At 36.6% G+C, this 23,752-nt stretch carries 17 protein-coding genes, 1 pseudogene and 1 riboswitch; of the genes and pseudogenes, 6 read left to right on the forward strand and 12 right to left on the reverse strand.

The genetic code is table 11. The annotated features are described in order from the left end of the window. Nucleotides 1-9: 9 nt before the first annotated feature. The 5 genes and pseudogenes from AC57AW_RS04490 to AC57AW_RS04510 form a co-directional block, all read right to left on the reverse strand. A pseudogene (locus AC57AW_RS04490) lies at nucleotides 10-892 on the reverse strand (cation diffusion facilitator family transporter). 18 nt (nucleotides 893-910) lie between these two features. Beyond that, entirely contained in the window at nucleotides 911-1,792 is an 882-nt protein-coding gene (locus tag AC57AW_RS04495) for a bestrophin family protein (protein WP_496350955.1), read from the reverse strand. Between the two features lie 134 nt (nucleotides 1,793-1,926). Further along, nucleotides 1,927-3,156, reverse strand: a complete 1,230-nt coding sequence (locus AC57AW_RS04500; protein ID WP_496350956.1) for an efflux RND transporter periplasmic adaptor subunit — start codon at nucleotides 3,154-3,156, stop codon at nucleotides 1,927-1,929. A gap of 46 nt (nucleotides 3,157-3,202) precedes the next feature. Beyond that, the gene (locus AC57AW_RS04505; RefSeq protein WP_496350957.1) at nucleotides 3,203-7,564 is read right to left on the reverse strand and encodes a CusA/CzcA family heavy metal efflux RND transporter; all 4,362 of its coding nucleotides are present in this window, start codon (nucleotides 7,562-7,564) and stop codon (nucleotides 3,203-3,205) included. A 148-nt stretch (nucleotides 7,565-7,712) separates the two neighbouring features. After that, entirely contained in the window at nucleotides 7,713-8,036 is a 324-nt protein-coding gene (locus tag AC57AW_RS04510; protein ID WP_496350958.1) for a DUF6660 family protein, read from the reverse strand. Nucleotides 8,037-8,175: 139 nt separating this feature from the next. Between AC57AW_RS04510 and AC57AW_RS04515 the strand changes: the two genes are divergently transcribed. From AC57AW_RS04515 to AC57AW_RS04535, 5 genes are all read left to right on the forward strand, one after another. Next, entirely contained in the window at nucleotides 8,176-8,712 is a 537-nt protein-coding gene (locus tag AC57AW_RS04515; RefSeq protein ID WP_496350959.1) for a hypothetical protein, read from the forward strand. A 35-nt stretch (nucleotides 8,713-8,747) separates the two neighbouring features. Then, nucleotides 8,748-9,221, forward strand: coding sequence for a hypothetical protein (locus AC57AW_RS04520; RefSeq protein WP_496350960.1), 474 nt, complete (start codon nucleotides 8,748-8,750; stop codon nucleotides 9,219-9,221). A gap of 4 nt (nucleotides 9,222-9,225) precedes the next feature. After that, nucleotides 9,226-9,666: a hypothetical protein gene (locus tag AC57AW_RS04525; protein WP_496350961.1), complete on the forward strand. Its 441-nt coding sequence runs from the start codon at nucleotides 9,226-9,228 to the stop codon at nucleotides 9,664-9,666. A gap of 259 nt (nucleotides 9,667-9,925) precedes the next feature. Next, the gene (locus AC57AW_RS04530) at nucleotides 9,926-10,210 is read left to right on the forward strand and encodes a hypothetical protein (protein WP_496350962.1); all 285 of its coding nucleotides are present in this window, start codon (nucleotides 9,926-9,928) and stop codon (nucleotides 10,208-10,210) included. A gap of 276 nt (nucleotides 10,211-10,486) precedes the next feature. Beyond that, nucleotides 10,487-11,002 (forward strand): hypothetical protein, encoded by a 516-nt coding sequence (locus AC57AW_RS04535; protein ID WP_496350963.1) that lies wholly within the window; start codon nucleotides 10,487-10,489, stop codon nucleotides 11,000-11,002. 154 nt (nucleotides 11,003-11,156) lie between these two features. Here the strand turns inward: AC57AW_RS04535 and AC57AW_RS04540 are convergent, their stop codons facing one another. Both AC57AW_RS04540 and AC57AW_RS04545 read right to left on the reverse strand, forming a co-directional pair. Continuing rightward, nucleotides 11,157-12,650, reverse strand: a complete 1,494-nt coding sequence (locus AC57AW_RS04540; protein ID WP_496350964.1) for a RagB/SusD family nutrient uptake outer membrane protein — start codon at nucleotides 12,648-12,650, stop codon at nucleotides 11,157-11,159. Between the two features lie 17 nt (nucleotides 12,651-12,667). Then, a complete protein-coding gene (locus tag AC57AW_RS04545) occupies nucleotides 12,668-15,601 on the reverse strand; it encodes a SusC/RagA family TonB-linked outer membrane protein (RefSeq protein WP_496350965.1) in 2,934 nt (977 codons plus the stop codon). A gap of 83 nt (nucleotides 15,602-15,684) precedes the next feature. Continuing rightward, a riboswitch (SAM riboswitch) is annotated at nucleotides 15,685-15,784 on the reverse strand. Nucleotides 15,785-16,028: 244 nt separating this feature from the next. Between AC57AW_RS04545 and AC57AW_RS04550 the strand changes: the two genes are divergently transcribed. Next, nucleotides 16,029-16,436 (forward strand): type II 3-dehydroquinate dehydratase, encoded by a 408-nt coding sequence (locus AC57AW_RS04550; RefSeq protein WP_496350966.1) that lies wholly within the window; start codon nucleotides 16,029-16,031, stop codon nucleotides 16,434-16,436. A 109-nt stretch (nucleotides 16,437-16,545) separates the two neighbouring features. On the opposite strand, the gene pckA is transcribed toward AC57AW_RS04550, so the two are convergent. The 5 genes from pckA to bshC form a co-directional block, all read right to left on the reverse strand. Then, nucleotides 16,546-18,162, reverse strand: coding sequence for a phosphoenolpyruvate carboxykinase (ATP) (gene pckA / locus AC57AW_RS04555; protein WP_496350967.1), 1,617 nt, complete (start codon nucleotides 18,160-18,162; stop codon nucleotides 16,546-16,548). 127 nt (nucleotides 18,163-18,289) lie between these two features. After that, a complete protein-coding gene (locus tag AC57AW_RS04560) occupies nucleotides 18,290-19,195 on the reverse strand; it encodes a GYDIA family GHMP kinase (RefSeq protein ID WP_496350968.1) in 906 nt (301 codons plus the stop codon). A 10-nt stretch (nucleotides 19,196-19,205) separates the two neighbouring features. After that, entirely contained in the window at nucleotides 19,206-20,081 is an 876-nt protein-coding gene (gene fabD, locus AC57AW_RS04565) for an ACP S-malonyltransferase (RefSeq protein WP_496350969.1), read from the reverse strand. A 69-nt stretch (nucleotides 20,082-20,150) separates the two neighbouring features. Next, nucleotides 20,151-22,118, reverse strand: coding sequence for a LysM peptidoglycan-binding domain-containing protein (locus tag AC57AW_RS04570; RefSeq protein WP_496350970.1), 1,968 nt, complete (start codon nucleotides 22,116-22,118; stop codon nucleotides 20,151-20,153). Between the two features lie 38 nt (nucleotides 22,119-22,156). Further along, nucleotides 22,157-23,743, reverse strand: coding sequence for a bacillithiol biosynthesis cysteine-adding enzyme BshC (bshC, locus tag AC57AW_RS04575; protein ID WP_496350971.1), 1,587 nt, complete (start codon nucleotides 23,741-23,743; stop codon nucleotides 22,157-22,159). Between the last annotated feature and the right edge of the window lie 9 nt (nucleotides 23,744-23,752).

Raw genomic sequence — 23,752 nt, forward strand, 5'->3', positions numbered from 1 at the left:
TTTAAAATTTTACAGATGGACTTCATTTTCTTCATATCCTTCGTCTTCTATCTGAAAAGTGGTATGACTTATTTTAAAGTTATTAAGAGTGGTATCCGTCAATGTTTTTAATAATTGATTCTGAGAATATCCGGCTTCTTTTACCACATGGGTACTCATTGCATTTACGCTGGATGTAAGGGACCACACGTGGAGATCATGAACATTTTTCACGCCGGGAGTTTTTTCCAAAGATTGACGAAGCTCTTGAATATCCACATCTTTAGGTGTTCCTTCCAATAAAACATTAATGGCTTCTTTCAATAGTTTCCAGGTTCTTGGGAAAATTAATAGTCCAATTGCTGCTGAAATCAATGGATCTGCGTAATACCAGAATTACTCCAGCAATCATTACTCCTACTGAAGTAAGCATATCTGAAAGTACCTCAAAATAGGCGCCTTTCATATTCAGACTCCCTTCAGAATCTTTTCTTAGAATCATCATTCCGAAAATATTGACGATCAATCCGATTCCTGCTACGATCAGCATTGATTTACTTTGAACTTCGGGTGGATTCTGAAAACGTTTGTATGCTTCAAATAAAACATAGATCGAAATCCCCAGTAAAACAACCGCATTGATTACTGCTGCGAGTATTTCAGTTCGGTAATAACCGTATGTTCTGGAAGGATCTGCTTTTCTTTCTCCTATTTTTATTGCTATAAATGCCAGCAGCAATCCTACTACATCTGTCAGCATATGAGCTGCATCTGCCAATAACGCAAGACTGTTGGTAACAATACCTCCTATCACCTCAGCAATAAGATAGGTACCGCTAAGGCAGAGTACGATCAGGAGGTTCTTTTTATGTCTGCTTCCTGCAGAAACGGTTTGTGTTGGTGTGTTTTCCATATTGTATGTATGGTTTAATTACATTTCATAATAGGATGTATTTTCTTTTTTAGGCGGAACATTTTGTTCACCAATCATTTGTCTGATATTGATTTCTATAGTCTGCGCAAGAGAAGTCATCGGAGTATCTACAGGACCATTTTCAAACGGATCCTGCATGATGATTGATGTTTTTTCAATCGCAATGAATGTAACCGGAACCAGGAAAGTAATCGCAATTTCTACGGCCAGCTGTGAATCATCAAGTCCAAACGGAAGTATAGCGGCAAAAACATAGATCAAAATATGAACTAAAACACTGTAAGAACGCGGGAAAACCGTATTCTTGAGTCTTTCACATTTTCCCATACTGTCGCAAAGCCTTGTGATGATATCATTGAGCTGCATCTGCTGGAAATCGGTCAATCCTTTGGAAGCAGCAATTTCTTTCAGCTGTCTGGAATGTTCGTCCAGAATAGCATTCGGAATATTTGCTCCTTTGATCTGATGTTTATCCAAATACTGCTGAACTTTCTCAGAAAACGGAAGTTTTCTCAGAGCTTCTCCAAGGGCATAGGTCCAGATGATCTGTCTTTCGGCAAAATCTTTTACCATGCGATCATTTCCTGCAGGCATAAACTGAATGATCAGTCTCACAAAAGTTCGGGAATCATTCACAATAGCTCCCCAAACGGTTCTGGCTTCCCACCATCTTTCGTAGGATTGGGAAGTCCGGAATGCCAACAGTAAGGATACTGCAGTTCCCAGCAATGCAGGAATATTCAACGGCAATGAAATCTTGCGAAACCAGGGCAATTCGTCCAGAAGACCAATGGCTATGGCAAATATTCCGATAAACAGAATTTGGGATTTTATTTCACGGATGAAATACCAGACTGATATTTTTTTGTTTAATAACATAATCAGGTTATTTATTAAAATTCGGTGAGATAATCTTTACTCTTTTCCAGCCGCTTTTCTTCAATAAAACAATTCCGTAAACAGCTCTAATTTAAGGATAAAAATCGACATTTTACTGGTTCCGGCTGCTTTCATTAATGTTCGTGTTCGCCTGAATTCACCAGTTTAGCATTCACAAAAAAGGCACCTTTCACCACTATTTCTGCATTGTCAGGAATATTTCCTACAGATGTTATGGCTGTATATCCCATATCGGATGTTCCTTTTACCACTTCTATTTTTTCAAAGTTTAAGGTCTTTGGGTGTGGTTTTCCTTTTTCTTCGTGTTCTTCTTCCGCTTTTTTATCGGTCTGAACAAATACAAAATATTTCCCATCTGCTTCTACAATGGCTTCTGTAGGAACTGCAGGGGTTGTACTTTTATCAAGGCTTACAATTCCGGTGATATTCATTCCGTCAATCAGACCAGATTTATTTCCGATCACTTCACAATGCATAGAAATGGTTTTACTTTCGTTCTCAAAGGAAGATCCTATGCTGTAAATTCTTGCATCATATTCGGTTTCCGGATTGTTGGTCAGTTTAAAATGAACAATCTGCCCTACTCTCATTTTAGGAAGATCTTTTTCAAATACCTGAAGGTCGAGATGGATAGAACCGTTGTCGATCACTGTAGCAACAGGAGAAGAAATGTCAACATAACTTCCGATCTGTGCTGTAATACTGCTGATCGTTCCGCTGATAGGTGCTGTGATCACCAAACCGGATTTCATATTTCCGTTGCTTACTTTTCCAGGGCTTATTCCCATCATCTGAAGCTGTTTCAACAGGGAAGCTCTTTTTGTCCTTAAGGTTTTAAGTTCAGCATCGGCGCTCTGAAGGTTTTTCTTGGCTCCTGCATCATTATCAAAAAGTTCTCTTTGTCTTCTGTATTCCTGTTCTGCATAGGTTATTCTGCTGTTTGTAGTCAAATAATCTTCCTGAAGCTGGATGTATTCCGGATTGGCAATGGTTGCTATCACCTGTCCTTTTTTTACAATACTACCTACCTGAATATTGATGGTTTTAATAATTCCTCCGTACAGCGAAGTGATAGTTGCTTTATTACTGTTCGGAACACTCAGCAGACCATTGGCTTTTATAGTAGAGGTCAGTTCTTTCATTTCTACCGTTCCCAACGCAACTCCTACAGATTTCATCTGATCTTCCGTGAGTGAAGCAATGGTTGCCGGAGCTTCTTCATGGGCATCTTCTTTTTGCTCTGTTTTTTCAGGAACCTTCTCTTCTGCAGTTTCTTTTTTGCCACAGCTTGCAAGCAGCATTGAGATCAGGATAAGGGGTATGATATTATATTTGAGTTTCATATGTAAGAATGTATTTTGTCTGATACTGTATTTCAGCACTTTCATATTATTTATTAATGATTGAATTAATGGTCACTACAGATTGATTCACCTGCTGAATAGATTCCAGATATTTCAGCTGAATATTGGTGGCAGTCTGCAGAGCAAAAAGATATTCCACATAAGAAATCTCTCCTGTTTTATATCCTAGCTGAGCTGCTTTTACGATTTTCTCAGCATTCGGCAGTGCCTGACTTGTATAATAATTATACTGCTGAGTATCCTGCTGATACTGGCTGAAAGCATTTTCCAACTGTGTTGTAAGCTGCTTCTGCTGCATTTTCGCATTGGTTTCAGCTACCTGTCTGTTATATTCCAATGCCTGAATTCTTGCTTTTGTAGCTCCAAATGTGAGAGGAATAGCCACTCCTACTGTTGCTGACTGAAACCGTTTCCCGGAGTTATAAAAATTCTCCTGTCCGTTGATGGTATGAAGTCCTATCAAAGACTGGTTGGTATATCCTAAACTGAAATCAGGCAGTCCGAGAGATTTTTCAACCTTTTTATTTTTTTCAGCAATCTCCATTTCCTGATAGAAAGCCTTTACAGACGGATTATTAGCTACTACAGCGCTGTCCAGTACATTTTCTGCTTTTAAAGGTTCATAGTTTTTATTAAACGGAACTTCAATATCTTCCGAAGTATTTATAAGAATCTTTAAATTCTTATAAGCATTATTCAGAAAAACTTCATTTTGCCTCAGCAGCAGATCAATTTCTCCTTTCTGAGTTTCCGCTGTACTTATTTCAATCTTTTTGATATCACCAGCTTTGAATCTTACGGTTGCAATTCTGATAAATTCTTCATAATAACTGTCAAGACTGGTCAGCTGTGCTTTATTATACTGAAGATATTCAATCTGATAATAATAAGTACGCACCTGTTTTATCAGTTCATTGGCCGTGATTTCTTTATCAATCTGCCTGCTTTTGATATTCTCATTAATCAAATCTTTTCTTGCTTTAAAAAGTGTAGGAAAAGGAATGCTTTGGGAGATCGCAAACGACTGGTCAAACTTCGGGCTGTTGTACTGACCGAGCTGTGCTTCAAAACTTAACTTGGGAAGTTCTTTTGCTGTTGCCCTCAATGCTTCAGCAGATTTAATACTTAAGTCTTTTGACTGTAAGGTTAAGTTATTATTTACGGCTTGTTCTACTGCCTGCTCTACTGAAATGGGGCTGGACTGTGCTTTAAAAGTCTGCCCCATCATCATAAATCCTAAAACAAGAACGGCAGTAATTGTTCCCGTATTATTATTTTTTCTTTTCAAAATCTTCGTGTTAAAAATGATATACAGCATTGGTAGAACGAATAAGGTAAGGAATGTTGCCGTTACCAGACCTCCAATCACTACTGTTGCCAGAGGTTTCTGTACTTCTGCTCCGGCTCCGGTGGAAATAGCCATTGGTAAAAATCCTAATGAAGCTACTGTAGCGGTCATTAATACAGGTCTCAATCTGGTTTTTGTTCCTTCAAATACTCTTTTCAGAATATCCGTCTCACCATCTTTTTCCAGCTGGTTGAATGTTCCGATAAGGACAATTCCGTTTAGTACGGCTACTCCAAAGAGGGCAATAAACCCAATCCCTGCACTGATACTGAAAGGCATATCTCTTACCAGAAGTGCGAATACCCCACCGATAGCACTCATAGGAATCGCTGTGAAAATCAGTGCAGCCTGTTTGAATGAGCGGAAGGTGAAATACAACAGCATAAAAATCAGAAGTAATGATACCGGAACAGCAATCATCAGACGTTTGCTGGCTTCCTGAAGGTTTTCAAACTGTCCTCCATAGGTAAAGTAGTATCCGGAAGGAAGTTTCACTTTATCCAGTTTTGCCTGAATATCTGTCACTACACTTTCCACATCACGTCCTTTTACATTGAATCCAATAACAATTCTACGTTTTCCCTGCTCACGGCTGATCTGTGCAGGCCCCAGTTTGTAACTTATATTCGCTACCTGTGACAATGGAATCTGCGCTCCCGTGTTGGAAGTAATCATCAGGTTATTCACATCTGAAATATCGGTTCTGTGAAGACTGTCCAGACGGACAACCAGATCAAAACGTCTTTCATTTTCAAAAACCTGCCCGGCAGATTTCCCTGCAAAGGCTGTGCTTACTGCATTGTTGACATCTTCAATATTTAATCCATAATTGGCGATTCTTGTTCTGTCATATTGAACGTTGATCTGTGGAAGACCGCTTACTCTCTCAATCTGAGGTGCCGTAGCCCCATCAACAGTCTGAATAATCTTTCCAACCTTATCTGCATATACCGCCAGGGAATCCAGGTTTTCTCCAAAGATCTTTACAGCAACATCCTGTCTGATCCCTGTCATCAGCTCATTGAAACGCATCTGAATAGGCTGGTTTTTTTCAAAGAATACTCCCGGGATAGTTTCCAGCTTTTCACTGATCTCATCTGCCAGTTCGTTATAGGATTTTTTGGTTTTCCATTCGCTTTGCGGTTTTAATACTACAATCATATCGGTAGCTTCAGGCGGCATCGGGTCTGTAGGAACCTCAGCAGATCCTGTTTTTCCAACCACCATTTTCACCTCATCAAACTGCTTGATAATTCTTGAGGCCTGCATAGAGGTTTCTATACTCTGACTGAGTGAACTTCCCTGTGGTAAAATACAGTGAAATGCATAATCACCTTCCTGCAGCTGCGGAATAAATTCACCGCCCATATTTTTAAAAATAAAAGCAGAGATAAGGAAAACTACAGCTGTCGCCGAAACAATAATATATTTTACTTTAACAGCTTTGTGTAACAAAGGCTGATATACCTTTTGCAGGCTGTTCATCATTTTATCAGAGAACGTTTCTTTATGGGATATTTTCTTAGATAAAAACAGCGCGCTCATCATCGGAATATAGGTCAGAGATAGAATCAAAGCTCCCAGAATTGCGAATCCTACAGTTTTTGCCATTGGGGTAAACATTTTGCCTTCTACACCTGCCAATGTAAGAATTGGGATGTAGACGATAAGAATGATAATTTCTCCAAATGCAGCACTGCTTCTGATCTTTGATGCGGAAAGGAATACTTCTTCATCCATTTCAGACTGCGTCAATGCGCGGACAGATTTTCTTACTCCCAAATGGTGTAATGTGGCTTCTACAATGATGACGGCTCCATCCACAATCAATCCGAAGTCTATGGCTCCAAGGCTCATCAGGTTGGCACTGACTCCGAAAACATTCATCATTCCCAGCGCAAACAGTAAGGAAAGCGGAATGGCAGAAGCTACGATAAGTCCGGCTCTTAAATTTCCAAGGAAAACGACAAGAACGAAAATCACGATTAATGCACCCTCGATGAGGTTTTTCTTAACGGTGCTGATGGCTCTATCTACAAGGTCTGTTCTGTCCAGAAACGGCTCTATAATGACATCATTGGGAAGAGATTTCTGAATGGTCGGAATTTTTGCTTTGATACTGCTAACCACTTCATTACTGTTCGCACCTTTTAACATCATGACTACTCCACCTACGGCATCAACTTTTCCATCATATGTTAATGCTCCGTAACGAACGGCACTTCCTAACCGGACATCGGCAACATCTTTTATAAAAATAGGAACACTTCCCGTTTCATTTTTAACTGCAATATTTTTGATATCCTCCAGAGAAGTCACCAATCCGATTCCACGGATAAAATAGGCGTTGGGCTTTTTATCAATATAAGCGCCTCCTGTATTCTGATTATTTTTTTCAAGGGCTGTAAATATTTCGGTAATACTTGTTCCCATTGCTTTTAAACGATTGGGATCAATAGCCACTTCATATTGTTTTAATTCTCCTCCAAAACTGTTGATCTCAGCTACTCCCGGAGTTCCGTTTAGCTGTCTGCGAACAATCCAATCCTGCATGGTACGGAGTTCTTTGGCATTGTATTTTTTTTCGCTTCCTTTTTTAGGGTGAAGAATATACTGATACACTTCTCCTAGACCTGTACTCACAGGAGCCAGCTCAGGAGTTCCCACTCCTTTTGGAATTTCTTCCACAGCATTTTTCAGCTGTTCATTAATGAGCTGTCTCGCAAAGTAAACATCTACATTTTCTTTGAACACCACGGTAATTACTGAAAGTCCGAATCTCGAAATACTTCTTGTCTCCTGAATATCGGGAACATTGGCAATACTCTGCTCAATAGGAAAGGTAACCAGCTGTTCCACTTCCTGTCCCGCCAGTGTAGGACATACGGTAATGATCTGCACCTGATTGTTGGTGATATCCGGCACGGCATCTATAGGTAATCTGGTAGCACTCCAAGTTCCCCAGATGATCAGTACCAGTGTCATAATACCAATGACAGCCTTGTTTTTGATACTGAATTTTATGATTTTATCTAACACGATTGATATTTAATTTTTATTGAAAATGAATGCACACAGCATTACAATGCTGCAGCAAAAATATCCTGAAAACCTCTGCAATGGTATTGCAAAGTTTCAAGCACAGTTTAAAATCAGAAAGCATAAGCTTTCTAACAGTCAATAAAAATTAAATTTTAGGAGGCTGCCAGATAGGATCGTAAATCTGGTAAGCAAAGTCGTTTTTATGAAATAAGATCTTCTTTGAAAAGTAAGCTGGAATCTGCTCAGGAATCTCCAATAGAGGGTCCATTTTAAATGCTGAAACCGTCATCTGACAGCAGCTGCATGCACACAACGGAGAACAGATATCTCCTTTTTCTGTAGAATGAGCACTATTAATGCTTAATGCAATCTTATTATCTCCTGAATTCAGCGGATGGGACGTGTCTTCACATGGCATCAATGATAATGCCATGAAATAAAATGCAAGTATCCATCTTAAGAGGTTCATTGTTACAAAGGTAGAGATTTTTTCTAAAATGGGTGAAAGCTTTAATTATTTAATGCATCTTATTTATTATCAATAACAAGCACTTTATTATTTTTTCTTCAACCTCAAAATAATGTTCATACATTTGGAATTCTATTTTATGATGAAAAAAATTCAAATTAACTATTCACAATTATTATTTTTGTATGCCTATCTCAGACTGGTTGATCTCTCACTTGACAGAAACAGATGGACTACCTGGGATGAACTGCAGGATTATTTTAAAAATATTATATCACCAAATCTTGTTTCGCAATATCTTATCGATAATTTTCATTTGCCTGAAACGGATTTTAAGAATTTCAATTTTACACCCGAAGAAAAGCCTTTATTTAATAGGCTAAAATCTATAATTTTTCAAACTTTCTTTTTAAAACAGGATGAAATTTTATATTGTTGTAAAATCTTACTTGATTTTGACGAAGCGCTTCGTTCAGATCTCAGAAAATATCATGTTGGAATTGAAAAAATAAGAATTGATATTGCCCAATATTATTCCAGATTTTTAGGCACGCTGATCTTATGGAAGGATTTGGATCGACTTATGAAAATTGAGCATTTTTGGCAAAGTGAGAAGATTGATATTTCTAAATTAGATGAGTTTATCCCTAAGGATTTTCCAGGAAATAAAATATAAGCACAATAAATTCCCATTACAAATCAAACCTCTGAATGAATCTGTTTATATCAAAATTATTTATCACAACCTGTTTTTGTTTCATTATATTATCCTGTGAACATCAAGAAGTACTAACCAAAGACATTTCAATTGTAACGCCAAACAGGAATCTATCAACTCTCAAAGGCACTGATATCTATAATACCCTATTATATACAGAACCTGATACTTCAGAAACTCTCCGCTTCAAGCTTACGGATAAGGACTGGGCTATTTTAAATGAAAGTTTTGAGAAGAATCAGCTCTACCTGATTAACAACACTACAAAAATTGGGGAAAGGGTACATTCCATCTATATGCCGCATAAGATTAAAATCAAAACCAACAAAAGGCTTTTATCTGTACAGTATCGGTTCTTCATTGGTGAAAAGGAAAAGTTTGATAGTATCAAAAGTGAAAAATTTAAAAAGTTCTTGAAGACTTTTGATTCTTTGGTATATTACCGATCAGAAAAACACTTCAATTAAGATTATGAAAATTAAACATGTAACAAAAATCATCGCGATATTTCTATTTTCATTACACGTCTGCTGTTCAAAGATTAAAGACCAAAATAAACCTAAGGATATCCCAATAGAAAAATATAAAAAAGAGATTCTGATGAATGGCAATATTGATGCTTACAAACAACTAACACTATATTATCTTAACTCACCATTTCATAATGAAACTTTGCCCTACTCAATTTTAATGGCAGATAAATATAATAACGGAGATGCCTGTCATGAGATCTTTGTACAAATAATTGGACTGAAACAGGCTCCAGGGACTCAACATTATGATCTATCAATTTTTAATAAGTTGAATAAGGGCGAAAAGGAATATGTCCTATTTTATTTGAAAAAAGGAGCTAAACTCAAAGATATAGGATGTATAGTAGCTCTTAGAGACCTTGGTATTTCTGACAAATAGTATAACCATTGTAACAAATACCCTTTATTCATGAAAACAAACCCGTTGCTAAAAAGCAACGGGTTTTTATTAAAAAGCCACCGCAAAAGCAGTGGCTAAAAATCAAATCTAATTATAAGTATGTCCTCTTATAAATTCGGGTTGTTTTCAGCTTCTCTCTGTGGAATACTGAATAAATAATAATGACTGTTTTTTATAGAAGCCGCTCAATCCGGAAAGGCCTCTAATTAATAATCAAAAGTTTAATTTTGTACACTAAATGAAAAAGAATATTAAATACTTAGTTCTCGTATTATTATTTATTATTGTTATAATTTATAATAATTCAAGTTCTTTCGCAGATCATTTGAAAGAAGATTATTTTCCAGATTATCTACAAGGCAAAATTTATGATATGATGCCAATAAAAGGAGGTTCTGTAGCTTTAATGATGCAAACTCAAAACGGCGATGATGATATTACTGTAATGAACTCTGAGGTACGTCCTAAAATAAAAAAGGAATGTACTTTAAGAAATTACCTAATACGAATCAATGTTATGTAATAAAAGGTGATAGCATAATGTATTTTAATTGTTTTGATCGTTCTTTTCTCATAAAAGAAGATTCGATTAAAGTAGGTAAGATTAAAGAATGGCAGCCAACAATTACGAACCACTGGCTATTAAAAAACAAACAGCAAACCCTTTAATAACTGAAAGATAAACTCAACTTTCTTTTAGGTATAAAATCTGCATGGCTTAGTACATAAAAAAGGAACAAGTTACAGATTCATAGCACTATATGTGGGATACAAGACAAACCAAAAATATGTTCACAACATGGTAAAATATATTTTTTCAATATTCTGTATGATGGGATTTCTCAACAGTTCCGGACAAAAACTATATAAAATAGAAAAAGATAAATATGGCGAGCCTTTATTAAATGATAAAGCACAATATTCAATTAAAGAAAAGCCAACCGAAGAAGATTTAAAGACAATAGACACTACAGCATATTATGTCCAGGTCTTTGAGGGTAGATATTATAATGAAAAAGAAATGAAGAATCCAAGGATAATCATTTTTCATAATGATGGTTTTTTTAAGAATGAATCGCTTATGTATTTTGGGAAATTTGATGAACATAGAAGAAAAAATTCTGTTTATTACGGAGGAAAATATAAAATAAAAAATAACGAGGTTTTTATTGAAGAATTTCTCCCCGCTTCTCAAGGTAGAACAAAATGGTATACCAGGAGAATAACTAATGGTAAAATAGAAAACAATAAAATTATCTTTAATAAAGGTTTAGTTTCTGCTTTTGAGAAAAGAAGAAATTCACCCATAAAATAACAACATGTTTAGTTTGGGAGTGGATACTTTTCCATGACTTATGAAAATAATTTTAAAAACAGAAACCGTTGCTCTTTTGGCAACGGTTTTTTATTAAAAAGCCACCGCAAAAGCAGTGGCTTAAAAAATCAAATCTAATTATAAGTAGGTCTCCTTATAAGTTTGGGTTATTTTCGGCTTCTCTCTGTGGAATGCTGAATAAATAATAATTGCTATTTGGAGTGAAAGCAGATTTATCTGGAAAATCAAGAACAGAATGTCCTTTACCGTCTACTGTTTTCACGGTACCATCCGGTGTAGTGATCTGAACTTTTATAGGTTTACCATCAGCATCTACAAATGGTTTTCTTACTACCGTTCCCTGCGTTCTGATAATATCTGACAGGGAGAACCCTTCTCCGAATAATTCTTTTCTTCTTTCAATCAGAACTGCATCTACTACCGCATTCTGTGATAATGATCCAGCGTAAACATTGGCATTTCTGGCCGATTTCAACTGGTTCAAGACTGTCACAGCCTGAGAAACATTTCCGTTTCTGGCTTCGGCTTCAGCTTCGATCAGATACATTTCTGCAGCTCTCATGTAAACAATATCCGCAATAAGAGTGGGTTTAAATTTAAACTTAGCATACCTCAGCAATCCTTCTCTTCCTTTCTGCCCATCCCATGAAAACAACTGGGACCTGATGTCATTAGTATCGAAAAAATCTTTAAAATAAGGGTCTGCCATAAAGCTGTAATAATAACTTCCCGATGAAGACACATCCAGATAGTGGAAGGCATAACTTGCATCAGACTGTTCCTGAGTCTGCCCATGTCCCCAAATCCATTCTGCATTGTTGATATCATTAAAGCCATCTTTATATTTTTCCGGAGCCATTAGAGGGAAACCTTCCCTCGCAATTTTTGCAGATGCTGAAGCTTTACTCCATTCACCAGTATTCAGATAGGTTCTTGCTAAAAGCCCGTTTACTACAGCACGGTTAATCTTATCTTTATTATTTCTTGTATAACTTTTCAACAGGTTATCAGCATCAGTAAGATCACTTTTTATCAAAGTATAAATCTCTTCAAGGCTTGCTCTCTTCTTCCCTATTGTACTTGTTGTGGAAGGTTCAGTATAAATTGGAGCAGTCAACGCTGATTTATCTTTCAGATAGCTGAATTGGTAAAAGCTTGCCAGATTCAAATAACAGAAAGCACGTAATGCTTTGGCCTGTCCTTTCACCTGATTTTTTTTCTCCTGACTGCCTTCCGTTCCATCAATTCTTGCAATAACATTATTCATATTATTGATCGCAGAATACAGCATAGACCAGATAAATAAAGGTCTGCTTGCCGTACTGTTTACCATTTCCGTAAAGGCATAAGTAGAAGCAAATCCATACTTGTTGGTTAGCACCGCTACATCACTTCCCATTGCATCACTGGCTCTTAAAACAGTGGAATACCCGATATTAGCATAGGTTGTTCCGTCATTATTAAATTTTGCCCAGGTACCGTTCACCACAGTTTCAGCACTTTCTGCTGTTTTGAAAACTTCTATGCTGCTGGCCTGATCAGTCGGAGCAGTGTCCAGTTCACTTTCACAGCTTGTCAGCGATAAAAATCCGATGAGTGCAAACGATAGATATATTAATTTTTTCATTGTTCCAATTTTAAAGATTAAAGTGTGGCCTGAAGACCAAAAGTGATCGTTCTCATTGCAGGATATCTGTAATACGTTGTCCCATCCAGGGCCTGCTCAGGATCCATTCCTTTGTGCTTATAGAAGGTCAGAAGATTTTCTGCCTGGATATAAATTCTGAACTTCTTCAATCCTATTTTCTCAAAATAATCTTCAGGAAGTGTATATCCTAAGCTTACATTTTTAAGCCTTGCATAGGTTCCAGAATAAAGGAATCTTGAAGATGTTGAGGTCCAGTTATTCGTTGTCGTACTCAATCCGGGAACATCTGTATAAGGATTTTCAGGGGTCCATCTGTTCAACATTTCTGCACTCCATGCACGTCCGCCGGCACTTCCGTTGTGCATGATGGAAGTATAATCAGTATCCAGAATTCTTCCCCCGATTTTGAATGTCAGTAATCCTGAAAAATCAAAATTCTTATACGTAATGCTTGTACTGATTCCTCCGGTCAATTTTGGCAACGCAGAACCTTGCAATAGTTTTGTTGCTTTTGAATATTCTGAAGTAGTTCCTTCTACTGAATTTCCGCTGGCATCTGTAGAGACGGTTTTCCATAATGGTTTTCCATTGCTTGGATCTACACCCACCCATTCCGGAATAAAGAAATCATATACAGAACCTCCTACCGTTAATAACTTACTTCCTACCACAAGAGAGCCACCAGGCAACTTGGTCACTTTATTATTTAAAGTACTCAGGTTTACATCTACATTCCACTGGAAATTATCATTCTTAACGGGAGTTGTGAATAATGAAAATTCAAATCCTGTATTCTGAATCGTTCCGATATTCGCTGGATAATCACTGATTCCCAACGACGGTGCAACGGGCATATTAAACAGAAGATCCTGGCTTTTTCTTTTGAAGTATTCAATATTTCCTTTAACTCTGTTATTCAGAATCGCAAATTCCAATCCTACATTTAAGTTAAGGTTGGTTTCCCACTTTACATTATTGGTAGATGTTTTTTCAAGTGTTGTTCCCGGTTCTCCACCAAGACTGATAAACCTATATAACTCCTGATAAGCGTAATAAAGCGGCTGCCCGTTTGGTCTAAGTAATTTATCATTTCCTTGTCCTCCGTAGCTGGCACGCAATGTCAATTGATTAAAGACATTCAGGCTTTTTACAAATTCTTCATTTGAAATCTTCCATGAACCTCCAACTGACCAGAATCTCCCCCATCTGTTATCCTTTGCAAATCTTGAAGAACTATCTGCTCTTCCTGATGCTGATAAAAAGTAAGTATTGTTATAATCATATTCTACTTTTCCAAGGAAACTCAATAAGCTTAATGTATTACTGTTTCCACTGAAACTTCCCAGTAGAGACGCTGCATCTGGCTCATAGTAATAAGGCAGAGAAAACTGACTTCTTGTTCCTGAAATAGTTTGATAATCATATTTATAGAATTCATGTCCTGCCAGAGCATTTACATGATGTTTTCCAAACTTTTTATCATAGGTCAGAATATTACTTGTGGTATAAGAAAGTGTTCTGGTATTGGTTTTCGTTACTGAACCTCCAATCTCAGCGCCCTGTCCCAGCAATGGGTTTGAGTAATAATGTCCGTTGTAATTCACCAAATCAACAGAAAAACTCGTCTTGAATTTCAGTTCCGGTAAGAAAGTGAATTCCATGAATCCTTTCCCTGAGAAATTATCTTCTTTATTTTCGTTTTTATCTAATGGCAGCGTTGCAGCTGCATTCTGATTCTGAAGCGCATTGGTAGGTCTGTACTTTCCAAAATCATATGTAGGGTTTCCGTCTGCCCCTAAAATATAGCTCCCGTCTTCATTTCTTTCATAATAAGGATAGAATGAAGGAATAAATCTTGCGGCATTGATGATATTGCTGGCCTTAGAATCTGAAGAAGTCGGCGCTTGTTGAATACTGTTTGTATAACTTAAATTCACCCCTACATTCAGCCATTTTTTCACTTCAGAATTGATCTTTAATCTGGTATTATATCTTTTAAATCCTGATTCAATCGCCATCCCTTTATCATCCAGATATCCTAATGAGAAGAAATAATTACTTTTTTCACTTCCTCCGCTGATATCAAGATCTACCTGATTTCTTGAAGCCACTCTCTGCAGAATATCTCTCCAGTCGTCATTCCAAAGTGGCGATGCACCTGGTAATAATTTTCCATCAGTTCCTACCGGTTTTGGATAAGCAGTTCCATATGGATTGATCCCAAGAGTCGAAACAAGATTATCTGTTGCCATCTGAGCTGCTTGCTGAGATGACACTTTTCCGGATTGGTATCCATTTCTCAAAGCTTCCCAATATAATTGAAAGTATTGGTCTGTATTTACCTGCTCGTAATCTTTTACAGCTCTTCCTGAGAACCCCTGACTGATATTAAAATTAACTTTCGCTTCTCCTTTTTTACCTGATTTTGTGGTAATAATGATAATCCCGTTTGCTCCTCTCGATCCATACAGCGCACTTGCTGTAGCATCTTTCAAAACACTGATGGATTCAATATCACTTGGGCTTATAGAGTTAATATTTCCATCAAAAGGAATTCCGTCTACCACATATAACGGATCATTGGAAGCACTTATTGAACCAACTCCTCTGATTCTGATGGTAGAAACGGCACCAGGCTGTCCTGACGAACTGGTAGTCTGAATACCGGCAACCTGCCCTTCCAGCGCTTTGGTAATATTGGTTACAGGTCTGTTATTGATTTTATCGCTGGAAATTGTAGCAACAGAACCGGTATAGCTGTTTCTTTTAGCCTTACCATAAGCAACTACTACAACTTCATCAATCTCTTTTTCATGAAGGCTATCCTTTTTCGGATTAGAATTCTGTGCTTTCACACTGGTAATTCCCAGAAAAAATGCTGCAACCGGAGGAATCCAAGCTTTAGAAGTGAATAAATTATTACTAATCATAATCAATTTTATTTATCGTATATTAAAATTTTGCCCTTTGCAGAAAAGTCAGCAAAGGGCATCGATAAATACGATAAACCAAATGCTTATTTTTCCTTTAAAGGCTGAACGTAACACCTTGCCCTTCGGGGTAGGTTGTCAAGATTTCATAGGGTCAGTTCCCTCCATCTTTCTTTATAAGCCGATCGAAATATGGTTGCAAAGCTAAAAACTTTTAGTCTATAAAACAAGTAGACTTATAAATTTTTCATGATGAATTTTCAAAAATTAACATAAGATTTTAATAAAACTCATTACTATAAGGAGTTGCAACCATTATCATTTTAACAGACATGACAAATATCATTGTCAATAATTTAATTGAACCAAAGAAAATCTGTGCGGAAATTTTTGATCATTAATTAAAAAAAGTTTTTAATTTTATAGTATGAAAGTTTTGATTATAAACGGGCCTAACCTCAACCTGTTAGGTACCAGAGAACCGGAAATCTATGGAAATGTCTCTATGGAAAACTATTTGGAAATTTTAAGATCCGAGTTTCAGTCTTATGAATTAAAATATTATCAGTCTAATATTGAAGGCGAGCTTATTAACAGGCTTCAGGAAGACGATTTTGATGCAGTCGTGATCAATCCGGGCGCTTTTACCCATTATTCTTATGCTATTGCTGATTGTTTAAAAAATATTCAGAAACCAAAAGTAGAAGTTCATATCAGCAATATCTACAAAAGAGAAGAATTCAGACAAAAATCTGTGACAGCAGCTAACACTGACGCAGTTTTATCAGGTTTCGGGATGGATGGATATAGATTGGCTTTATTAAGTTTAAAATAATTCCGGTTAATTTTCATACAGATTGCACAGATACAAAAGTAAATGTGCGAAAGTAAAAAATAAAAAAGCCTCATCAATGATGAGGCTTTTCTGTATATTTTGATAACTATTAGATAGTTTGTTCCTGTAATTGAGGTCCTGAAGCAATTAATTTCTTACCTTCTTCAGTATCGCAGTACTGCTCAAAATTCTTAATATATCTTGAAGCAAGATCTTTTGCTTTTTCTTCCCATTCTGAAGCACTCTCATACGTATCTCTAGGATCTAAAATACCTGTAGAAACGTTTGGTAATTCAGTAGGGATCTCAAGGTTCATGATTGGAACCAGAGTTTTAGGTGCATTATCGATAGAACCGTCAATGATTGCATCAATAATTGCTCTTGTATCTTTCAAAGAAATTCTCTTTCCTGTACCATTCCAACCCGTGTTTACCAAATAGGCTTTAGCACCGTGCTCCTGCATTTTACCGATCAATGTTTTAGAATACATTGTTGGGTGTAGTGTAAGGAATGCTTCTCCAAATGCTGGAGAGAAAGATGGCTGAGGTTCTGTAATTCCTCTTTCTGTTCCTGCTAATTTTGATGTATAACCGCAAAGGAAGTGGTATTGAGCCTGATCTTCATTTAAGATAGAAACCGGAGGAAGTACCCCGAATGCATCTGCTGAAAGGTAAACAATCTTCTTCGCATGACCAGCCTTAGATGGTAATACAATTTTGTTGATATGATAGATTGGATAAGAAACTCTTGTATTCTCAGTGATAGATCCGTCTGTATAATCTGCTACTCCATTGTTTACTACAACGTTTTCAAGAAGTGCATCTCTTTTGATGGCAGCGAAGATATCCGGTTCTTTTTCTTCTGATAAGTCGATAACTTTAGCGTAGCATCCACCTTCATAGTTGAATACTCCATTGTTATCCCAACCATGCTCGTCATCACCGATAAGGTATCTTTTCGGATCTGCAGACAAAGTAGTTTTTCCTGTTCCTGAAAGACCAAAGAATAAAGCTACATCACCTTTTTCACCTACGTTAGCAGAACAGTGCATTGAAGCCATACCTTTTAATGGAAGGTAATAGTTCATCATTGCAAACATCCCTTTTTTCATTTCACCTCCGTACCAGGTACCTCCGATGATCTGTAATTTTTCAGTAAGGTTGAACATGATGAAGTTTTCAGAATTCAATCCCTGAGCTTCCCAGTTAGGGTTTATTGTCTTAGAACCGTTGATTACTGTGAAATCAGGTTCTCCAAAGTTTTCAAGCTCATAGTGAGAAGGACGAATGAACATATTAGTAACAAAATGCGCCTGCCATGCTACTTCTACGATAAATCTTACTTTAAGTCTCGTATCTGCATTCGTTCCGCAGAATGTATCTACTACATAAATCTTTTTAGATTCAGCAAGCTGGTTCAGCACTAGTTCTTTACAAGAACCGAAAATTTCTGCTGATGTAGGTAAATTTACTTTACCATCCCAGAAAATAGTATCTCTTGTAACATCATCCTGAACAATATATCTGTCTTTAGGTGAACGACCTGTGAAAATTCCTGTTTTTACTGATACCGCGCCCGATTCCGTAAGTTCCGCTTTCTCAAACCCCTGATTTTCAGAAGAAACTTCAGCCTGGTATAATTCTTCATAAGAAGGATTGTACACTACTTCATAGTTCCCTTTAATCCCTAATTTCTCTAAATCCTGGATGATTTTAGTGTTTTTCATTTTACTTATATTTTCTATTTCTTTATTGACTTCAACAAAAATAATATTAATTATTTGTTAAAGGTGGTTTAAATATACTGATATAAGTCAGAATGACAAATAAAAAAACAGGATCGTAAGGGTTTGATTATAAATTAATTATATTTTCCCATTCAAAAATAGTTGTAAAACCTTTCTCCCAAAAATAGTCTTTAAAGCCCCCAAATTTGGCACTCATTACAAAATCTCCCCCCCATGCGCCCAAACTTTTGACAAAAGAAGGGCAATCTGAGAAGAATTTTTCCTTAACTGTGGATATTTCAAGAAAATCAGCAATTTTACGCTCATGAATCATCATTAATTCGGAAAAATTTTCCAATTCATTGCATAACAATATTTTTTTTGTGATATCTGAAAATTCACCAACCAATTCCGGAGACTTCTTTTTTGATCTATAAAAGCTGATTCCTTCTCTGCTATCCTGTTTCTGATTTAAATGAATAAAAATCAATTCATTTTTAAAAGAAGGATTGAAATCTACCTTCTCATATTTAATCTCAGGTTTACTTTGGAAAAGGACCGCAGATTTTTCTTTTGCAACGGCAATATCATATCCACTGCCTCCCAAGCTGATTGTATTAAGATAAAAAGGATCTATTTCAGCCCATTCTGCAAGATTGTTCATTAAAGTAGAACTGCTTCCAAGGCCATAGTCTGCAGGAAACTGAAGATTGGTCTTTAAATGGTAAGTAAGATTGGTCTTGAATTTAGTAGTAGAAAGCTGCTGAACATTTTTTAATGTTTTGACAATAAACTCAGCGCTTGATGGAATGTTGGTTTCTAGGATCTGCCAGTTTTCATAGTCAATGACAGCTTTCAACCATAATGTATTCTGATGATAGGCTTCCCAAAGAATAAGTGACTTCCCATCTTCTTTTTCTTCAAAGAAAAACTCTTGTCCCAGCTTGGTAGGTACCGCTAAGACAAGAGCTCCATCAATTGCGAAATATTCTGAAGTAAGCATAAGCTTGCCCGGTGAAAATATCGCGTTCATATATTTTTAATTAGATTGCAGAAACTGCATCTACTGATCCGTCAATTTTTTTGATCAATCCCTGAAGAGTTTTTCCTGGTCCTACTTCTACAAAGTTGGATGTCCCATCTTTAATCATATTCTGAACAGACTGAGTCCATTTTACAGGACCGGTAAGCTGAGCGATCAGGTTTTGCTTGATCTCGTCAGGATTCGTTACCGCTGTTGTAGTGATATTCTGATATACAGGAATAGTTGCTTTTCTGAATTTTGTTTTTTCGATAGCGGCTGCCAGTCTTTCCTGTGCAGGCTGCATCAATGGTGAATGGAAAGCTCCGTTTACTGGTAATAACAATGCTCTTTTAGCTCCTGCTTCTTTCAGCTTTGCACAAGCTTCTTCTACTGCTGGTGTTTCTCCTGAGATTACCAATTGCCCTGGGCAGTTATAATTTGCAGGAACAACGATTCCGCTGATCTGTGCACAAATTTCTTCAACCTTAGCATCATCTAATCCTAAGATAGCAGCCATAGAACTAGGATTGGCATCACAAGCTGCCTGCATCGCTTTTGCTCTTTCGGAAACTAATTTCAAACCGTCATCAAAGGATAAAACTCCGTTGGCAACTAAAGCTGAAAACTCTCCTAAAGAGTGTCCTGCAACCATTTCAGCACCAAGACCGTTTACGGCTTTTAATGCTGCTACTGAATGTATAAATATTGAAGGCTGGGTAACCTCTGTTTTTTTAAGATCTGCGTCCGTTCCGTTAAACATAATGGAAAGAATGTCGAAACCTAAAATTTCATTGGCAGATTCCATCAGATCTTTAATATCTTTTCTAGAATCATACAACTCTTTTCCCATTCCTACGAACTGAGAACCCTGCCCTGGAAATACAAGTGCTTTCATGTATTGAATTAAATATTATGCAAATATAACTATAATGTTAACAATATTCTTTTTAAGAGACATAAATCATTAAGGTACTAACCTGATTACTCTGTAACCGGTATTTACATAAGCACCGTTAGCTTTAGATTTTACAAACTCAAACTTTGTAGCAAGCTGAGTCTGAACTTTATTCATCTGTTTAAAGATCTCTCCTTTTTTATTTTCTCTGGTCAACATGTCGTTTACTACATCAAAACCTACGATAGCATATTTGGGAGGAGTTTTACAGTATTTGCTTTTATAAGCAGCCAGAATCTCTTTCTCAAAACCACCATCAGTATTGATCTTTCTATCCATAAGATATACCAGACTTGCCTGACTCAGCTCGTCAACTCTTTTCTCAAAAGTTGGAGAATAGAACATACTGAACGCTTTCACGCCCTGTACTTCTTTAGAAATAGCAATGATTCTGTTGGCAAAAGCATCACCTGCTGCATTGTCATCATTCGCCAAAATGGCAATAACCGGAGCAGACTGACCCGTCATCATATTCTGATCTGGCTGGATATCTGCCGGAGAGTTCACAATAATGATATTAGGATTTTTTACCGCTTTTTCGAGTCCTGCTTTGATGTAATTAGCATTTTCTTTTTTAGCATCTGCCACTACATATATTTTCTGGTCAGAATAAATTCCTTTTACTTCTTCTACAATCTTATCTGCATACGTCTGATTGTTTGTTTCAACGATAATAAGATTATTGTAGTTATATAATTCTGGAGTATTGGCAAATGGCGCTACAACTGGGATTTTCTGATTCTTGGTAAAATCAAGAACATCAATTACATTTGATTTAAAGAATGGACCGATAATAAGATCTGTATTGTCAGGATTGATCTGTGTCAAAGAATTTTTGAATGACGCTTCATTTCCTGAATCTACAATTTTGACATCCAGCTTTTGTCCTCCTCTGGCATTTCTTTCAATAGCAAGTTTAGCTCCTGTTAGGAAGTCCAGTGCCATTGCTCTGTACTGAGTTTCGTTTGTACTGTAGCCAAATGGAAGCATTAGGATAACACTAAGGGCATCACCATTTTTCTTGATGTATGCAGCATCCTGTTTTTTGATCTTTAAAACCATTCCGGTCTTCAATCCATGAGAAAGGTCTGGGTTAAGAGCAATAAGTTCATCTATAGAAACACCGAATTTATTCACGATAGAAAATACAGTATCTCCCTGCTGAACGGTATAGGTTACATAATCATCTCCTGCAACAATATTGGAAGAGGCTGTTGATTTCTCGTTCCCTGAATCCATTTTTGCTTTTGGATTTGCAGGTTCAGCAACAGTATCAGCGTTTGTATTGGTATGGGATGTTTTTATTTTAATAGTTTCACCAGGTTTAAGGCCTTTTTCTTCCAATCCTGGATTTAAAGCATAAAGATCCTGCTGGCTGATTCCAAACTGTTTTGTAATTCTATAGTAATTATCTTTAGTCTGGATTACATAAGATTCTCCTTCTACGGCAGCAGTAACAACTGTAGGAGTAATCGTAGTAGTTGTTTTTTCAACGGAAGGTTCAGCATGTTTTTCTGTTGTTACAGTTTGTTGAGTCCCTCCATATTTTTTAATACTGGCAAGAGGTAATGCGATCTCGTCTCCGATTTTCATATGAGAATCCAGTTCAGGATTCAATTTTCTCAAATCAGTTTCAGAAATTCTGTATTGTTTTGTGATACCATAGATCGTTTGCTTTGGCTGCAAAACAATTTTCCCCACAGAAGAAGCACTTGTGTTTGAAGTTACTTTTTCTACTGGAGTTGGTTTGGTGGCAACCGGAGTGGCAGTTTTTTCTGATTTGATAGTTAAAACATCTCCGATAGCTAGTTTACCATCTTTATTTTTTGGGTTTAGCTTCAGCAATTCATCTACAGTCATTCCATACTTTTTGGCAATGTTGTAAGGATTATCACCTTGCACAACCGTATGTGATTTCTGGGCTGAAACTCCCAAAACCATACATAAACTGGATAGAATAAAAAACCTCTTTATCATATTCGATAATTATAATTTACAAAAATACTTCTTTAAAATTAAATGGCAACAATTATTAATTTGGAATCTTGAACCACCATTTCTTCCAAACAATTTTCAAGCCACGAATAGCCATAATCTGAAAAGAATACACTAAAATTATAGACTCTCTCCTGCCATGTTTTAGCTGGGTGAAAATCTAAAAACAGATTTTCAAGTCTTTCCAGCAATTCATTCTGTTTTATTTTCTCGGCATGAAGGAGTCGTTTTTTCATTCTTTTGAATGACTTTAATTGTCGCACTTCTTCTGCCTTCACCATATTTCCAAAAGATTTCTCAGTGGTTTCTGCCAAAGTTCTCAATGCTGAAAAATTGCTGATCAGCAACTCTTCTTTCTCATCCAGCAATTGTAAAATGGGATTATCTTTTAAAATCTTATGATTGGTAAGTACCGTGAAATTCTGGAAGAAGTCTTCTATTTTAAGATCCAGTTTCTCAATTTTCCCTAATGTTTTCTCTTTCAGGAAAAGCATAGAGTTTCTTGGAATCAGGATAGGGAAAGGAATATTAATTTTTGAAAAGTAGTCTTTCAGTTCCAGCCAGTACATGATTTCGGCATTTCCTCCAATATAAGCCAGGTTCGGAAGTACATTTTCCTGATATACCGGACGCATTAATGCATTGGGACTGAATTTTTCAGGGTGATTTTCCAATTCAGCCAGGATTTCTTCTTCTGTAAACTGAGTCGTTTTGTCTACGATACTATACTTCTGTCCATTAAATTCTATTCTATCTCTTGTTTCCGAAAGATAGAAAAGGTTAATTTCACGAGGATTCACCTGAACTTTACCGTATTTTTCCGTCAGAAAATCGACCTTATTTTCAGATGTTTTTTGTAAACTGAAATGAAGAAGTTCATCTTTAAAAACTTCTTTCATCTGATTTTTAAGTTCTTTAGAATCTCCATCTAAAATCAAAAGTCCGAATTCTGAAAAAAGACGGTTAACAAGAATCTTAATAGCCTCTGTCAAAGTATTTCCAACTTTATACGCTTCCTTCATCATTAAGATCAGCTCGGTTCCAAAAATAGAATCTTTGAATTCTTTTTCAAATTCAGAAATAAAATAAGTATCACTGATCTCAATTCTTCCTACCGGACCTCCTGATTTCTCATTGGTTTCGTAATAATTACTTTCGGTTTTAAAATGATTGATCTCAGCAAAATCATGATCTTCCGAAGCCATCCAATATACCGGAACAAAATTAAAATCGGGGAAGTTTTCTTTCAGATAGGTACATGTCTTTATGGTCTGAAGAATTTTATAGACAAAGAAAACAGGCCCAGAAAACAGGTTCAGCTGATGTCCTGTTGTAATGGTAAATGTATTGGGCTGCTTAAGATTTTCAAGATTTTCTCTCTGCTTTGAAGAAAGGGAAAGGCTTGAAAGCTGGCCTTCAAACACGTCAGATAAAACATCTCTTTTCTTTGATGAAAAAGAGTCTTTTTTCAGATGTATCTGTTGTTTAAAATGATCTAAAGAAAATGTATTATTTTCAAAACCCTCAATTTTCTGATTTAAAAAATCTTTTACTAATTGAGGAATGCTTTCTATATCGTTGAATGATATTTTATTTATTGTTTTCAACCTGTACAG

It is taken from the genome of Chryseobacterium sp. BGA-UO-ETr-SB22 (assembly GCF_059567885.1).

Bases quoted from the DNA above. Each gene is read 5' to 3' on its own strand.
- AC57AW_RS04495 (WP_496350955.1), bottom strand. From the start codon at position 1,792: ATGTTATTAAACAAAAAAATATCAGTCTGGTATTTCATCCGTGAAATA.
- AC57AW_RS04500 (WP_496350956.1), bottom strand. From the start codon at position 3,156: ATGAAACTCAAATATAATATCATACCCCTTATCCTGATCTCAATGCTG.
- AC57AW_RS04510 (WP_496350958.1), bottom strand. From the start codon at position 8,036: ATGAACCTCTTAAGATGGATACTTGCATTTTATTTCATGGCATTATCA.
- AC57AW_RS04515 (WP_496350959.1), top strand. From the start codon at position 8,176: ATGATGAAAAAAATTCAAATTAACTATTCACAATTATTATTTTTGTAT.
- AC57AW_RS04520 (WP_496350960.1), top strand. From the start codon at position 8,748: ATGAATCTGTTTATATCAAAATTATTTATCACAACCTGTTTTTGTTTC.
- AC57AW_RS04525 (WP_496350961.1), top strand. From the start codon at position 9,226: ATGAAAATTAAACATGTAACAAAAATCATCGCGATATTTCTATTTTCA.
- AC57AW_RS04530 (WP_496350962.1), top strand. From the start codon at position 9,926: ATGAAAAAGAATATTAAATACTTAGTTCTCGTATTATTATTTATTATT.
- AC57AW_RS04535 (WP_496350963.1), top strand. From the start codon at position 10,487: ATGGTAAAATATATTTTTTCAATATTCTGTATGATGGGATTTCTCAAC.
- AC57AW_RS04540 (WP_496350964.1), bottom strand. From the start codon at position 12,650: ATGAAAAAATTAATATATCTATCGTTTGCACTCATCGGATTTTTATCG.
- AC57AW_RS04545 (WP_496350965.1), bottom strand. From the start codon at position 15,601: ATGATTAGTAATAATTTATTCACTTCTAAAGCTTGGATTCCTCCGGTT.
- AC57AW_RS04550 (WP_496350966.1), top strand. From the start codon at position 16,029: ATGAAAGTTTTGATTATAAACGGGCCTAACCTCAACCTGTTAGGTACC.
- pckA (WP_496350967.1), bottom strand. From the start codon at position 18,162: ATGAAAAACACTAAAATCATCCAGGATTTAGAGAAATTAGGGATTAAA.
- AC57AW_RS04560 (WP_496350968.1), bottom strand. From the start codon at position 19,195: ATGAACGCGATATTTTCACCGGGCAAGCTTATGCTTACTTCAGAATAT.
- fabD (WP_496350969.1), bottom strand. From the start codon at position 20,081: ATGAAAGCACTTGTATTTCCAGGGCAGGGTTCTCAGTTCGTAGGAATG.
- AC57AW_RS04570 (WP_496350970.1), bottom strand. From the start codon at position 22,118: ATGATAAAGAGGTTTTTTATTCTATCCAGTTTATGTATGGTTTTGGGA.